This is a genomic window from uncultured Parvibaculum sp. (assembly GCF_963975745.1).
Taxonomy (GTDB): domain Bacteria; phylum Pseudomonadota; class Alphaproteobacteria; order Parvibaculales; family Parvibaculaceae; genus Parvibaculum.
In genome coordinates this window covers 14844-28487 of sequence record NZ_CAXBIB010000002.1, presented here as the reverse complement: position 1 = coordinate 28487, position 13644 = coordinate 14844, and the positions used below count along the sequence as shown (strand labels likewise).

14 protein-coding genes are annotated in these 13644 nt (G+C 63.9%); 6 read left to right on the top strand and 8 right to left on the bottom strand.

From position 1 onward, the window contains the following. Positions 1-383: 383 nt before the first annotated feature. Positions 384-4118, bottom strand: coding sequence for a vitamin B12-dependent ribonucleotide reductase (locus AAC071_RS01800; RefSeq protein WP_339829322.1), 3735 nt, complete (start codon positions 4116-4118; stop codon positions 384-386). Between the two features lie 423 nt (positions 4119-4541). Between AAC071_RS01800 and AAC071_RS01795 the strand changes: the two genes are divergently transcribed. The 4 genes from AAC071_RS01795 (at position 4542) to AAC071_RS01780 (ending at position 6545) form a co-directional block, all read left to right on the top strand. Further along, on the top strand, positions 4542-5063 hold the full coding sequence (locus AAC071_RS01795) for a response regulator (RefSeq protein WP_339829320.1): 522 nt from the start codon (positions 4542-4544) through the stop codon (positions 5061-5063). A gap of 126 nt (positions 5064-5189) precedes the next feature. Beyond that, positions 5190-5588, top strand: a complete 399-nt coding sequence (locus AAC071_RS01790; protein WP_339829317.1) for an NADH:ubiquinone oxidoreductase subunit NDUFA12 — start codon at positions 5190-5192, stop codon at positions 5586-5588. Between the two features lie 34 nt (positions 5589-5622). Further along, the gene (mlaD, locus tag AAC071_RS01785) at positions 5623-6072 is read left to right on the top strand and encodes an outer membrane lipid asymmetry maintenance protein MlaD (protein ID WP_339829315.1); all 450 of its coding nucleotides are present in this window, start codon (positions 5623-5625) and stop codon (positions 6070-6072) included. A 56-nt stretch (positions 6073-6128) separates the two neighbouring features. Beyond that, complete coding sequence (locus AAC071_RS01780) at positions 6129-6545, top strand: DUF2155 domain-containing protein (RefSeq protein WP_339829313.1); 417 nt, start codon at positions 6129-6131, stop codon at positions 6543-6545. Here the strand turns inward: AAC071_RS01780 and aat are convergent. The 4 genes from aat to aroQ form a co-directional block, all read right to left on the bottom strand. Continuing rightward, entirely contained in the window at positions 6482-7132 is a 651-nt protein-coding gene (aat, locus tag AAC071_RS01775; RefSeq protein ID WP_339829310.1) for a leucyl/phenylalanyl-tRNA--protein transferase, read from the bottom strand. The two genes, AAC071_RS01780 and aat, sit on opposite strands and share 64 nt — an antisense overlap. A 48-nt stretch (positions 7133-7180) precedes the next feature. Further along, positions 7181-8524 carry an acetyl-CoA carboxylase biotin carboxylase subunit gene (accC, locus tag AAC071_RS01770; protein WP_339829307.1) on the bottom strand — a complete coding sequence of 448 codons (1344 nt, stop codon included), beginning with the start codon at positions 8522-8524 and terminating at the stop codon, positions 7181-7183. Positions 8525-8544: 20 nt separating this feature from the next. Next, the gene (accB, locus tag AAC071_RS01765) at positions 8545-8988 is read right to left on the bottom strand and encodes an acetyl-CoA carboxylase biotin carboxyl carrier protein (RefSeq protein ID WP_339829304.1); all 444 of its coding nucleotides are present in this window, start codon (positions 8986-8988) and stop codon (positions 8545-8547) included. Positions 8989-9060: 72 nt separating this feature from the next. After that, positions 9061-9519 carry a type II 3-dehydroquinate dehydratase gene (gene aroQ, locus AAC071_RS01760; RefSeq protein ID WP_339829302.1) on the bottom strand — a complete coding sequence of 153 codons (459 nt, stop codon included), beginning with the start codon at positions 9517-9519 and terminating at the stop codon, positions 9061-9063. A 272-nt stretch (positions 9520-9791) separates the two neighbouring features. Between aroQ and thiS the strand changes: the two genes are divergently transcribed. Then, positions 9792-9992: a sulfur carrier protein ThiS gene (gene thiS / locus AAC071_RS01755; protein ID WP_339829298.1), complete on the top strand. Its 201-nt coding sequence runs from the start codon at positions 9792-9794 to the stop codon at positions 9990-9992. 44 nt (positions 9993-10036) lie between these two features. After that, positions 10037-10825, top strand: a complete 789-nt coding sequence (locus AAC071_RS01750) for a thiazole synthase (RefSeq protein WP_339829839.1) — start codon at positions 10037-10039, stop codon at positions 10823-10825. A gap of 40 nt (positions 10826-10865) precedes the next feature. Here AAC071_RS01750 and AAC071_RS01745 read toward each other — a convergent pair whose 3' ends face one another. The 3 genes from AAC071_RS01745 to AAC071_RS01735 all read right to left on the bottom strand — a co-directional run bounded on the left by AAC071_RS01745 (position 10866) and on the right by AAC071_RS01735 (position 13638). Continuing rightward, positions 10866-11585, bottom strand: coding sequence for a trypsin-like peptidase domain-containing protein (locus AAC071_RS01745; RefSeq protein ID WP_339829295.1), 720 nt, complete (start codon positions 11583-11585; stop codon positions 10866-10868). 150 nt (positions 11586-11735) lie between these two features. After that, complete coding sequence (locus AAC071_RS01740) at positions 11736-12728, bottom strand: zinc-dependent alcohol dehydrogenase family protein (protein ID WP_339829293.1); 993 nt, start codon at positions 12726-12728, stop codon at positions 11736-11738. Positions 12729-12783: 55 nt separating this feature from the next. After that, positions 12784-13638, bottom strand: a complete 855-nt coding sequence (locus AAC071_RS01735; protein ID WP_339829289.1) for a universal stress protein — start codon at positions 13636-13638, stop codon at positions 12784-12786. Positions 13639-13644: the final 6 nt, after the last annotated feature.

Below are 13644 nucleotides of genomic sequence, written 5' to 3'. Positions count from 1 at the left end.
TTCCCGCGCCCCGCGCGCCGCGGATTTATGGACCCACCAGCCTCCTGGACCGCCATCCGCTTTTGTCGGCGGCGGCGTCCCCGGGTCGTAGTGCCCGGCTCCCTTATGGGCCTCCCGGGGCTTGCGGTATGGCACCGCAAACCGCACGACCGCGACACCCTCTCCACGCATTCGGGGCCAGTCCGGACGCGCCCTTCGGTGGAGCGAGATGGATCTAATATGGGGACGGTTTGGTGGAGGGGGATAAGTTTATCTGGGGGTCAGCGTTCAGTCTGACACTCAACTCTTCATAGTCATGATCCGGACAAGCCGGGTCATGACGTGTTTGATTGGGGCCTGGGGACGGGCGAATGTGCGGGGCAGGTCCTTACTGCCCTCAGCCTTCAGCTACACCCGCTGGTCCCGCCGCAGGTGTCGCATTTCATGCAGGTCCCGTTCCGGACCATCGTGAAGTTGCCACACTCGCTGCAGGCCTCGCCCTCATAGCCCTTCATGCGGGCTTCGGCGACCCGAGACATGCCGCCGCCCGACGCATTGCCGCCCGCCGAGACGCTCATCGCCACCGTGCCGACGGCAAGGCTCTCGGATCCGGAGCGCATCAGCGCGCCGGCCGCCATCACTTCGGCCTTAACCGTCTGCTCGCGCATGGCCGGCGCCGCGACCGCTTCGGCAACGTCGGCACGTGCCGCCGCGGCGGCGCCGCCGCGCACCAGATAGAGGTTCCCCATCTGCGCATTGCGCGTGTAGCCGGGGCTGACCACGGCCGAGGCCGGAACCGGTGCCTTGCCTTCATCGGCGCCGTCGCCCATCGCGTCGAAGGCCATTTCCTTCGGGTCGACATGGCCGAGATCGGAGCGGCCGAGATAGGAGACGGCGAGTTCTCGGAACACATAGTCGAGGATCGATGTCGCGTTCTTGATCCGGTCGTTGCCCTGCACCATGCCCGCCGGCTCGAAGCGCGTGAAGGTGAAGGCCTCGACATATTCCTCCAGCGGAACGCCATACTGGAGCCCCAGCGAAATCGCGATGGCGAAATTGTTCATCAGCGAGCGGAAGGCCGCGCCCTCCTTGTGCATGTCGATGAAGATTTCGCCGATCTTGCCGTCGTCATATTCGCCGGTCCGCAGGTAGACCTTGTGGCCGCCGACCAGCGCCTTCTGCGTGTAGCCCTTGCGCCGGTCGGGCAGCTTTTCGCGCCGCTGCTCCGCCGCCTTGACCTGCTCGATAAGCTGCGTCACGCCGCGCTCGGCAACGATGCGGGCGCGCTCCTGCGCCGGCTGTGCCACCAGCATTTCGACGGCGCTTTCCTCCGCCTCTTCGTCTTCGTCCTCATCCTCGATCAGCTGCGCGCTCAAGGGTTGCGACAGTTTCGAGCCGTCGCGGTAGAGCGCGTTGGCCTTCAGCGCCAGCTTCCAGGACAGCATGTAGCTCTCCTTGCAGTCCTCGACGCTGGCACCGTTCGGCATGTTGATGGTCTTGGAGATCGCACCCGAAATGAAGGGCTGGGCGGCCGCCATCATGCGGATATGGCTTTCGACCGAAAGCGACCGCGTACCGGTGCGGCCGCACGGGCTGGCGCAGTCGAAGACGGCGAGATGCTCGGGCTTGAGGCCCGGCGCGCCTTCGAGCGTCATGGTCCCGCAGACATGGATGTTGGCGGCATCGATCTCGGTCTTGCTGAAGCCGAGCGCGCCCAGCATGTCGAAATCGAGATTGTCGGTCTCCTCGGCATCGAGGCCCAGCACTTCGGTGCAGAAGTCTTCGCCGATCTGCCACTTGTTGAAGACGAAACGGATGTCATAGGCGGTTGCAAGTGCGCCCTCGATGGCTTCGATCTTCGCGTCGGTGAAGCCGCGCGCGCGCAGCGTCTCGTGATTGATGCCGGGCGCGCCTGCCAGCGTGCCGAGCCCGACCGCGTAGTCGACGATGGTGGCGATCGCCCTGTCGTCATAGCCGAGCGTACGCAACGCCTGCGGCACGGCACGGTTGATGATCTTGAAATAGCCGCCGCCGGCCAGCTTCTTGAATTTGACCAGTGCGAAATCGGGTTCGATGCCGGTCGTGTCACAATCCATGACGAGGCCGATCGTGCCCGTTGGCGCGATGACGGTCGCCTGCGCGTTGCGGTAGCCGCTGCGCTCGCCCATGGCCACGGCGAGATCCCAGGCCGCCCGCGCATGATCCACCAGATCGGCTTGCGGGCAATTGGCCGCATCGAGCGGCACCGGCGCGACGTTGAGTGCCTCATAGCCCGAGGTGAGGCCATGCGCGGCGCGTGCGTGATTGCGCATCACGCGCAGCATGTGATCGGCATTCTCGGCATAGGCCGGGAAGGGGCCCAGTTCCCTGGCCATCTGCGCCGATGTCGCATAGGCCACGCCGGTCATCACGGCGCTGATGGCACCCGCCAGCGCGCGGCCGGCATCGGAATCGTAGGGCAGCCCGCTGGACATCAGCAGCCCGCCGATATTGGCGAAGCCGAGACCCAGCGTGCGGAAGCGGTAGCTGCGTTCGGCGATCTCGCGGCTCGGGAACTGCGCCATCAGCACCGAAATCTCGAGCACGATGGTCCAGAGCTTGACCGCATGTTCGAAGGCCTCGACATCGAAACGCCCATTGCTCTCGCGGAACTGCATCAGGTTGAGCGAGGCGAGGTTGCAGGCCGTGTCGTCGAGGAACATGTATTCCGAACACGGATTGCTGGCGCGTATCTCGCCGCTGGCAGGGCAGGTGTGCCAGTCATTGATCGTGGTGTGGAACTGGATGCCGGGATCGGCGCTCGCCCAGGCGGCATGGCCGACCTTCTCCCAGAGATGGCGCGCAGGCAGCGTTTTTGCCGCATTGCCGTTGAGGCGGTTGGTCAGCGTCCAGTCGGCGTCGTTTTCGACAGCGCGCAGGAAATCGTCGGTGACCCGGACGGTGTTGTTGGAGTTCTGGCCCGAAACGGTCAGATAGGCTTCGGAATCCCAATCGGTGTCGTAGACCCGGAAGTCGATCTCGTCATAGCCCTGCCGCGCGAACTGGATCACCCGCTGCACATAGTTTTCCGGCACATGCGCGCGCCGCGCAGCGAGGATCTCGCGCTTCAGCGCCGGGTTCTTCTTCGGGTCGAAACAGGCATCGCCATCCGCCTCGCAATTGAGGCAGGCGCGCATGATCGCATTGAGATGTTTGCGGTTGATCTTCGAGCCGGTGACGAGCGCGGCCACCTTCTGCTCCTCGGTCACCTTCCAGTCGATAAAGGCCTCGATGTCGGGATGGTCGATATCGACCACGACCATCTTGGCCGCGCGCCGTGTCGTGCCGCCCGATTTGATCGCGCCGGCCGCCCGGTCGCCGATCTTGAGGAAGCTCATCAGGCCCGACGACTTGCCGCCGCCCGACAAGCCTTCATTCTCGCCACGCAGATGCGAGAAATTGGAGCCCGTGCCCGAGCCGTATTTGAACAGGCGCGCCTCGCGCACCCAGAGATCCATGATGCCGTTCTCGTTGACGAGATCGTCGGCAACGCTCTGGATGAAGCAGGCATGCGGCTGCGGAAATTCATAGGCGCTGTGGGTCGGCGCCGTCACGCCGGTCTCGGGATCAGTCCGCCAGTGCCCCTGCGCGGGCCCATCGATGCCATAGGCCCAGTGCAGGCCGGTATTGAACCATTGCGGCGAGTTGGGCGCGCAAATCTGGGCCGCCAGCATGAAGCGCAGTTCGTCGAAAAAGGCACGGGCATCGGCCTCGCCGTCGAAATAGCGGCCCGTCCAGCCCCAATAGGTCCAGGCGCCGGCCAGCCGGTCGAACACCTGGCGCGCATCCATCTCGGGGCCGAAGCGGTCTTCCGGACGCAGCGCGGCCAGCGCATCCTGGTCAGGCACATGACGCCAGAGGAATTCGGGCATGCCGTCTTCCGGCACCTTCTTCAGCACCGCCGGGACGCCGGCCTTGCGGAAATATTTCTGGGCCAGCACGTCGCAGGCGACCTGGCTCCACTCGGCCGGCACCGCAATGTCCTGCAGGCGGAAGACGACCGAGCCGTCGGGGTTGCGGATTTCGCTGGCCGTCGTCCGGAACGGTACGCCTTCGTAGGGCGATTGTCCTTCGACAGTGAAACAACGCTGGATACGCATCTTTCCCCCGGTTCTTCGTCTGGCCCACTTGCCCCGTCGCGGCCGAAACCGGAAGACCGCAGGCCGATGCCCGGTTCATGCCATTCGCATGTGCCGGGCCCGCCCTGCGGGCGTGACTTCCCGTTGCGCCGCGCTCCCCGGGTCAACCAAGTTAAGTGGTTGATTCCGTTTAGCTTTCGTCGCCGAGCCTTGGCTCTGTTCGGGTGTCCGCCTGTCTCCTGCCTCGCCCCTTGGGGGAGATGAAATCCTAGGGAGGATGGCCATGCCCCGTCAAGCACTCGTCACAAGATGTAGGCGGGACAGGCATTCGCGGCCGCGATATCTGGTGGGCGAGCCACCCGAATCGGCGATTAACAAAGCCGAAACCCGGAATCGGTTACCAATAGTCTTCTCTCCATTACCCAGAACAGGCGGAGATCGGGCGTGGGTGAGCGCAGCAAGGCGTTCGGCAAGGAACTGAAAGACCTGCGGATTCTGATGGTCGACGACAATGGCAGCATGCGCCTTCTCGTCCGCACCATGTTGAACACGTTCGGGATTTCATATCTGCGTCAGGCTCGCGACGGCACTGACGGCCTCACCGAACTTGAAATCTACGATATCGATCTGGTGATCTCCGATTGGGAGATGCAGCCGATGAACGGCCGGGAATTCATCACCCGCGTCCGGGCCGTCGGCAACGAGCCGCTCTGTTTCACGCCGATCATCGTCCTGACGGGCCATGCCTCGCGCTCGCTGATCGCCGAAGCCTTCGAAATCGGCGCGACCCACCTCCTGGTCAAGCCGGTCACGCCGGCGAGCCTTCTCCACCGCATCGAATGGGTGCTCAACGACGATCGCGAATTCGAGGTCGCGGGCAACATCTATCGCCAGCCCATGCTGATCCAGCAGGCCGGTACGCTCCGCCGCAGTGCCCAGAAGACCGGAACCTGGTCGATCGACTGACCCGATAAGGCCGCCTTCGGTCTGGACCATCCGCGTGTCGGGTGTCATATTCGGCGCGCCTTCCGGCATGGCCGGAATCAGCCGGTTGATGAAATTCGCAAGCCCGGACAACAGGATAATGCGCCCATGACGCTGCTGCAGGAAGTATTCACCTGGTGGAACGGCCAGACCATGGGCACGAGGTTCCACACCTGGCGCAAGGGCCGCCTGATCGGCACCGACGGGCAGGGCAATCGCTACTATCAGTCCAGGGACGGCGCCGCGATCGACGGCTATGTGCGCCGCTGGGTGATCTATAACGGTCTCGCCGAAGCCTCGCGCGTGCCGCCGGAATGGCATGGCTGGCTCCATCACACGGTCGACGTGCCGCCCACCGAGGACGGCTACAAGCCGCATGAATGGGAAAAACCGCATGTGCCGAACCTGACCGGCACGTCCCGGGCGTGGCGGCCGCAAGGCAGCCTGCACAAGGGCGCGCGCCGCCCCGGCGCCACCGGCGATTACGAGGCCTGGCGGCCCGAATAGGCGCGGGTCGAAAACCGATTTTCCGAGGACAGACATGCAGAGCAATCTCGTCGAAACCCTGATCGGCACCATCGTCGTCGCCGTGGCCGCGCTGTTTCTTTTCTATGGCTACACCTCGTCGGGCATGCGCAGCAGCGCCGGCTACAAGGTGACGGCCCAGTTCAGCGGCGTCGACGGTCTGGCCAACGGCTCCGATGTGCGCCTGTCGGGCATCAAGATAGGGACAGTGGTTTCGCAAAGCCTGAACCCCGAAACCTATCAGGCGGTGGTCACGCTCGATCTGGCGCGCGATGTGAAGATCCCTGACGATACCAGCGCCAAGATCGCCAGCGACGGCCTGCTTGGCGGCAGCTATATCTCGCTGACGCCCGGCGGCAGCCCCGACTATCTGGCCGATGGCAGCGAGATCATGTTCACGCAGGGCGCCGTCGACCTGATGGGCCTGATCGGCCAGGCGGTCTTTTCGACCGGCAGCGGCGAGTGACTCTTGCCGGCCGGGCTTGAGGCCGGTCAGTAACGAAGCCCGATAGGGAAATGCCGATGCGCCTTGGCGGAATTTCAGTTTCCTGCGCCGTTCTTGCCGCGATGCTGGCGCTTGCGCCGGCCGCCGCGCATGCGGAGAAACACAGCGTCGCTGTCTTCAGTGGCCTCGACAAGATCACCGCCCGCGCCACCAGCTTTTCCGCCACGGTCGACGTGCCGCAACGCTATGGCGCGCTCGAAGTGCTGGTGCGCGCCTGTCACAAGGCGCCGCCCGAGGAGACGCCGCGCACCGCCGCCTATGTCGAGGTCCACCAGGTCGACACGGCGACCGGCGAGGTGCAGCCGCATCCGATCTTCAAGGGCTGGATGTTTGCCGAAAGCCCCGGCCTCAATGCGCTTGAGCATCCAGTCTACGATATCTGGGTGACCGATTGCAGGAATTCGAGCGGCGCGGCGCCTTCGGGCAACGAGTAGAAATCGGCCTCGACCGACGTCGCCTCGAACAGCCGGGCACGATAGGCGTCGCGCGAGATCTCGATGGCGCCGAACTGCTGCAGATGTTCCGTGACGAATTGCGTGTCGAGCAGCTTGTAGCCGCCGGCCACCAGCCGCGCCACGAGATGGACCAGCGCCACCTTGCTGGCGTCGGTCGCGCGGCTGAACATGCTTTCGCCGAAAAACGCCGCGCCGATCGAGACGCCGTAGAGCCCGCCGACCAGCGCGCCGTCGTGCCAGCACTCGACCGAATGGGCGTGACCGCGTTCATGCAGCTCGCAATAGAGCGATACGATCCGGTCGTTGATCCATGTGCCGTCGCGGTCGGGTGCGGTCGCCGCGCAGCCCAGCATCACCTCGCGAAACGCCGTGTCGATCCGGACGTCGAAGACGCCGGCGCGGACGCGCCGCCGCAGCCGTTTGGGCACATGAAAGCCGTCCAGCGGCAGGATGCCGCGTCGCTCGGGATCGATCCAGTAGAGCTGGGGATCGTCGCGCGATTCCGCCATCGGGAACACGCCATAGGCATAGGCGCGCAACAGGGCATCGGCGTCGATATCGCTCATGGCCGTCCGTCCGCGTCTGTTCCGGCGCGAGCGCAAGGCTTGCCGGCGTCAGGATTGCTTCTTGAGGAAATCTTCAAGCCAGTGAATATGGTACTCGCCGTTCATGAAATCCTGTTCGTTGACGAGATCCTGGAACAGCGGGATCGTCGTCTTGATGCCATCGATCACGAATTCATGCAGCGTGCGCCGAAGCCGCATCAGGCATTCGTTGCGGTTGCGGCCATGCACCACCAGCTTGCCGATCAGGCTGTCGTAATAGGGCGGGATGCGGTAGCCCGAATAGGCCGCGCTGTCGACGCGCACGCCAAGCCCGCCCGGCGTGTGGAAATCCTTGATCGTGCCGGGTGACGGCGTGAAGGTTTTCGGATCTTCCGCATTGATGCGGCATTCGATGGCATGGCCCGAGAAGGTGACGTCCTTCTGCGTGAAGCTCATTTCGAGTCCGGCCGCGATGCGGATCTGTTCGCGCACGATGTCGATGCCGGTAACGGCCTCGGTGATCGGATGCTCGACCTGCAGCCGGGTGTTCATCTCGATGAAGTAGAACTCGCCATCCTCATAGAGAAACTCGATCGTACCGACGCCGAGATAGCCGAGCTTGCCGATGGCGTTGCGCACGATCTCGCCGATCTTTTCGCGCTGCGTGTCGTTGAGGGCGGGCGAGGGGCATTCCTCCAGCACCTTCTGGTGGCGCCGCTGCAGCGAACAGTCGCGCTCGCCGAGATGCGCCACATTGCCATGTGAGTCGGCGATGATCTGCATTTCGATATGGCGCGGCTGGCCGAGATATTTTTCCATGTAGAGCGCGTCGTCGCCGAAGGCCGCCTTGGCCTCCGAACGCGCGTTCGACAGCGCTCCCGACAGTTCCTCGCGCGAGCGCGCCACCTTCATGCCGCGTCCGCCGCCGCCGGCGGCCGCCTTGACGAGCACCGGATAGCCCGTTTCCTCGGCGACCTTGTAGGCCTGCTCGTCGGTGGTGATGGCGCCGTCCGAACCCGGCACGCAGGGGATGCCGAGCGAGCGTGCCGTTGTCTTGGCCTGGATCTTGTCGCCCATCAGGCGGATATGGTCGCCGCTCGGTCCGATGAAGGTGATGCCATGCGCGGCCAGGATGTCGGCGAACTTGGCGTTCTCCGACAGGAAGCCGTAGCCCGGATGCACGGCGTCGGCGCCGGTGATCTCGCAGGCCGAGATGATCGCCGGAATGTTGAGATAGCTTTCGCTGGCGGCCGGCGGGCCGATGCAGACGCTTTCATTGGCCAGCCGCACATGCATCGCATCGGCGTCCGCCGTCGAATGCACGGCCACCGTCTTGATGCCCATCTCGCGGCAGGCGCGATGGATGCGCAGCGCGATTTCGCCGCGATTTGCAATGAGGACCTTCTCGAACATCGCGCTGGCCCGGCCCCCGCCTATTCGATCACGAGAAGCGGTTCGCCGAACTCGACCGGCTGGCCGTCTTCCACAAGGATCGCGGTGACCTTGCCCGCGCGCGGCGCGGGAATGTGGTTCATGGTCTTCATGGCCTCGATGATCAGCACCGTCTGGCCTTCCTTCACCGTCGAGCCGACGGTCACATAGGGCGCGGCGCCCGGCTCGGCAGCGAGATAGGTCGTGCCGACCATCGGCGAGGCGACTGCGCCGGGATGGGCGGCGGCCTCGGCCGGCGTGGCCGGCGCGGCGGCCGGTGCCGCGGCAGCCGGCGCGGCGGCGACATGTGCTGTCACTTGGCTCACCTGCCGCGACACGCGCAGCTTCAGATTGTCCGTTTCGATCTCGATTTCGCTGAGCTCGGTCTCCTTGAGGAGAGCGGCCAGTTGCCGGATCAGTTCCTGATCGACGCCCGATTTGCTCATCTCGCTCTTCTTGCTTCCTTTTTGGCCGGTCGGCTGGCGGGGTGCTGCCACGTCGCTGGTTCCTCGGTCGGGTTAAAGCTTGGAATGGATGGCCTCGAGCGCCAGCGCATAGCCGATGGTGCCGAGCCCGCAAATGACGCCGGTGGCGACCGGCGAGATCGTCGAATGATGCCGGAAGCTCTCGCGCTTGTGGACATTGGAGATATGGACCTCGACAACCGGCATGTCGAGCATGGCCAGCGCGTCGTGAATGGCGATCGAGGTGTGCGAATAGGCGCCGGCATTGAGGATCACGCCGGCCGCGGCGGTCCGCGCCTCCTGAATCCAGTCGACCAGTTCGCCCTCATGGTTCGACTGCCGGCAATCGACGGCGAGCCCGAGCGTCTTGGCCTTGGCCTTCACCATCTTTTCGATGTCGGGAAGCGTCGTCGAGCCATAGATCTCCGGCTCGCGCTGGCCGAGCAGGTTGAGGTTCGGGCCGTTGAGCACGAACACCGGCTTCGAGGCCTGTCTGGAGCTGGATTTTGCCATGCGTCGGCGGGCTTTCTGGCGGCTTCGGGGCGTGACGTCGCGGAAGGCGGCTTTCCGTAACCTGCGGGGTACAGGTCAGGCTCTAGGGCCGCAAATAGGCGAAATTGTGGTCCCTGCCGCGATCCTTTCGGTCCCCGAATCGCGGCGTCTCTTTATACGCAACTCGCGGGGCCAGTAAAAGCCTCGCTCAGGACCGGCCGGCCGCGCCTCGCCTTGAATTGCCGGGCTCCCTCACCCATTATCCGCGCCAATGGTAAACGGAGCGGGTTCTGATGCGGCTCACCATCAACGGCGAAAGCCGCGACTATGAGGGGCCTTTGACGGTGCTGGGGCTGATCGAGAGGCTGGGCCTGCCGGCCGCCAAGATCGCCGTCGAGCGCAATTTCGAGATCGTCCCGCGCTCGGCCTATGGCGAGGTCGTGCTCGGCGATGGCGACCGCCTGGAGATCGTCAATTTTGTCGGCGGCGGCTGAGCCCGCCTGAAGGAGTGAGTGACGTGAACGAAGCGGCCAAGCGCATCGAAACGACGACGGCGGACGACGACCCCTTCATCGTCGCCGGGCGCAAGCTGAAGTCGCGCCTGATCGTCGGCACCGGCAAATACAAGGACCTCGCCGAGAACGCGGCGGCGGTGGAAGCCGCCGGCGCCGAAATCGTCACCGTCGCGGTGCGCCGCGTCAACATCACCAATCCCGACGAGCCGATGCTGGTCGACTTCATCGACCCGAAGAAGGTGATCTACCTGCCCAACACGGCGGGCTGCTACACGGCCGACGACGCGGTGCGCACGCTGCGCCTTGCGCGCGAGGCCGGCGGCTGGAACCTCGTCAAGCTCGAGGTGCTGGGTGACCAGAAGACGCTCTATCCCGACATGATCGAAACCTTGCGCGCCGCCGAAGCGCTGCTGAAGGACGGCTTCGAGGTGATGGTCTATTGCACCGACGATCCGATCATGGCGAAGAAACTGGAAGAGATGGGCTGCTGCGCGATCATGCCGCTCGCAGCCCCGATAGGCTCCGGCCTCGGCATCCAGAACCCGATCAACATCCGTCTGATCGTCGAACAATCGAAAGTCCCGGTGCTGGTCGATGCCGGCGTCGGCACGGCGTCCGACGCCGCCGTCGCAATGGAACTCGGCTGCGACGGCGTGCTGATGAACACTGCGATCGCCGAAGCGAAAGACCCGATCAAAATGGCGCGGGCGATGAAACTCGCGGTCGAGGCGGGCAGGCTCGCCTATCTCGCGGGACGGATGCCGAAGAAACTCTATGCCGACCCCTCATCGCCGATGGGCGGGTTGATTTAGCTCCGTATTCATATCGACATCGACAGAAACATTCCGACCTTTATGTTTTTGACGATGCACGCTGCTCGTCAAGGCGACCCCCTAGTATTGTGGGAATCCACTGTGCCAGCGAATCGCAGCGAGTAGCATAGCCGACCGCTGTTAAAGCTTCCGACGTTTCCTCACCGATATATACTGCGAAGGCTGGCCACGGTCCTTGCGTGCGCTGATGATTGATGACCGGCGCTCCTGAACAACAAGAGCCCCCAACTTCGCTGAGTTCATAGAAGGCCTGCCCACGATAAATAGACACGGAAAATTCGCGCGATAATCTGCGGCGAACATACCCTCGGTTGTAGACAAGGTCAGGGCGGATGAGGGATTCTGCTTCTTCTGGACTGGTTGCATCCCTTCTCAATTCAGTAGCGGCCCGCTCCGGGTAACCCCAAAGTTCATAATCGCATGACGAGTGTTCACTAGAGGGGTTGATGTAAATAATTGAGTGCCAATTTCCTTGTAGTTTTACTACGGCAACGTCTTCAGATGGGTGTGACTCCATATCTATCACCGGTATCGGGTACCATTCGTGTCCGTCAGTAAAAAGACCAATGGGCTCGCCACCTCTTCGGAGGTCATCGGTTACATGCGCTGCTGTTACAGCGAAGCCGCGTTCACCGATGAAAAATGCGGTGCCTTTTAATGAAAAAATTCCATTGTGAACTGTACCTACAGGAAACACAAAGTCGCGGACCGGCTGATTTATTGTATTTTGCTGAAACAAGAACCTCACCTCGCTATCAGATTTCATAAAGTTATGTGTTCAGCCGCTCCCTTTTTTTGTATCACGCCCGCAGTCAATCGAATGTCTTGTAATCAGGAAGATGCAGCGCAAATGTAGCGGCTCCCGCTCCCTCATCGATTGAGAACCAACTCACCCCACCTCGCCGCCTGGACTCACCAGCACCTTCCCGCGCCGCCCGCCCGTCTGGGCCTGGATCAATGCTTCGCGGATATTGTCGATCGGATAAACACTGTCCACCGGCGCGTGGATCGTGCCCTTTGCGACGCCCTCGGCAAGCTCGGCATAGATCGCGCGTATCTCTTCCGCGCTCCGCCGCGCCATGAAGCGGCCGAGCATGAAGCCGGTGAAAGTCACGCCCCGGAAGACGAGATCGGCGACGGAAACCTCCGGTGCCTTGCCAGACATGCCGCCATAGGTGCAGACCGTCCCTTCATCCTTCACGCAAGACGCGATCCGCGCCGTCGCATCGCCCGCCACCGCGTCGAGCCCGAGCGGGATCGCCGCGCCGCCGGTCGCCTCGCGCACGCGGTCGGTGAGGCCCGGCCCGTCGGTGAGGCAGACATCGGCGCCGAGCGCCGTCAGTTCGGCAAACACATCCTCGCGCCGCGTCACGTTCACCGTGCGCAGCCCGCGCGCCTTCGCAAGCGTGATGACGAGCCGTCCCACGGCGGAATTCGCGACGTTCTGGATCACCCAGTCGCCGGGTTTCAATTCGACAATGTCGCTGAGCAGCAACAGCGCCGTCGGCGGGTTGATCCGCAGCATCGCGGCCTGTTTGGGATCGAGCCCCGAAGGGATCGGCACTGCGTCCTCCGCCTTCACGCGGCGGCGCGCGGCCCAGTTCTCGCGCGCAAGATTGATGACGAGGTCGCCTGGCTTCACATGAGTGACGCCGTCGCCGACCGCCGCAACGCGGCCGACGCATTCCGCCCCCGGCGTCGCGGGCAGCGGCGGCTTGATGCGATAGGTGCCGCGGCAAAAGCCGATATCGGCCGGGTTGATCGGAAAGGCGAGAACGTCGAACACGACCTCGCCCGGCCCCGGCGCGCCGACATCCGGCACCTCCACGCAGTGCGCCACCTCTTCGGGCACGCCGTAGGCCTCGAGTTCGATCCGTTTCATTGCGCGTCCCCCATCGTTCCGCGAATGAGCATAGCCGCAAACGGGTCGCCCCGCCTTACCTGAACAGCACCACCGGCACCTTGCAGGAACGGATCATCTCGGTCGTGGTCGAGCCGATGATCAGGCTGCGAATGCGCGAATGGCCATAGGCGCCCATCACGACAAGGCCGATCTGCTGGGCCGCCACATGCTCCGCGATGGCGGCTTCGGGCGCCATCTCCGCGACGAAGGCTTTGACGTCATACCCCGCCGCAGTGAGCGGGATGCAGGCATCGTCGAGCTTGCGGCGAAGTTCCGGCGTGCTCGCGCCGGCCATCAGCAAATGACATTCGAGCCCCTGAAAGAGCGGGCTCTGCGCAATATGATCGACGGCCTTGATGCTGCTGGCGCCACCGTCGAAGGCAATCAGAAAACGCTCGATCGGCCGGAACGCGCGCGCGGTGACGAAGACCGGCCTGTGGCTGGAACGCACGATGCGTTCGATATTCGAGCCGAGATGCAGCCTGGCGAAATCCGCCGCTTCGCCGCGCTTGCCGATCACCAGCATGTCGGCGGTCGCCTCGCTCTCTGCGACCGTTTCAACGATATCGCCGATCCTGAGCCGCGTCGTCACATTGTCGACACCTGCTGCGGCGATCACCGCTTTTGCGTCGTCCAGAATGGCGCGCCCGCGTAGCTGCTGCAGCTTGGCGCGTTGTTCGTCGAGCGCGGTCAGTTCCGCCAGCAGGGCGCTGCGGGCGCCGAGGGCGATGCTGCCGCTGAGGTCGGAGGCCTCCGCGCTCTCGCGCCGTCCGAGCACATGCAGCACCTCGATGGCCGCGCCCGTTCGCGCCGCGATCCATGCAGCATGCGCGCAGACGCTATGCGAATAGGTCGATCCGTCGACCAGCGCGATAATCTTCTGTGTCATGCCGCT

Coding starts and splice junctions, on each gene's coding strand:
- AAC071_RS01800 (WP_339829322.1), bottom strand. CDS start 4,118: ATGCGTATCCAGCGTTGTTTCACTGTCGAAGGACAATCGCCCTACGAA.
- AAC071_RS01790 (WP_339829317.1), top strand. CDS start 5,190: ATGACGCTGCTGCAGGAAGTATTCACCTGGTGGAACGGCCAGACCATG.
- mlaD (WP_339829315.1), top strand. CDS start 5,623: ATGCAGAGCAATCTCGTCGAAACCCTGATCGGCACCATCGTCGTCGCC.
- AAC071_RS01780 (WP_339829313.1), top strand. CDS start 6,129: ATGCGCCTTGGCGGAATTTCAGTTTCCTGCGCCGTTCTTGCCGCGATG.
- aat (WP_339829310.1), bottom strand. CDS start 7,132: ATGAGCGATATCGACGCCGATGCCCTGTTGCGCGCCTATGCCTATGGC.
- accC (WP_339829307.1), bottom strand. CDS start 8,524: ATGTTCGAGAAGGTCCTCATTGCAAATCGCGGCGAAATCGCGCTGCGC.
- accB (WP_339829304.1), bottom strand. CDS start 8,988: ATGAGCAAATCGGGCGTCGATCAGGAACTGATCCGGCAACTGGCCGCT.
- aroQ (WP_339829302.1), bottom strand. CDS start 9,519: ATGGCAAAATCCAGCTCCAGACAGGCCTCGAAGCCGGTGTTCGTGCTC.
- thiS (WP_339829298.1), top strand. CDS start 9,792: ATGCGGCTCACCATCAACGGCGAAAGCCGCGACTATGAGGGGCCTTTG.
- AAC071_RS01740 (WP_339829293.1), bottom strand. CDS start 12,728: ATGAAACGGATCGAACTCGAGGCCTACGGCGTGCCCGAAGAGGTGGCG.
- AAC071_RS01735 (WP_339829289.1), bottom strand. CDS start 13,638: ATGACACAGAAGATTATCGCGCTGGTCGACGGATCGACCTATTCGCAT.